Source organism: Desulfurellaceae bacterium (assembly GCA_021296095.1).
Taxonomy (GTDB): Bacteria; Desulfobacterota; Binatia; order Bin18; family Bin18; genus JAAXHF01.
In genome coordinates, this window is record JAGWBB010000149.1 from 7006 (window position 1) to 7318 (window position 313).

A 313-nucleotide genomic window follows, 5' to 3' on the forward strand; every position below is an offset into this window, starting at 1 on the left:
ACGGGAGGCCGTTCGTCCTGAGCGTCAGGCGTAACGCGCCTGAAGTTGAAGGGCTACACAGCATCGTGAAGTGCGCTAGCGCGTCTCACGTTAGGTTGTAGCCCTGCCGGACGCGATCCGGCAGCCCTGCTTCGACTTCGCTCCGCTACGCTCAGCACGAGCGGGAGGCCGTTGGGCCTGAGCGTCAGGCGCAGCGCGCCTGAAGTCGAAGGACGACACAACATCGTTATTTGCGCTAGGGAGTGTCATCAGTTAAGGAGGATCACCGAGGCGGCCAGATAGATAGCTCCCAGAAAGCTGACCGCGCGTTTGT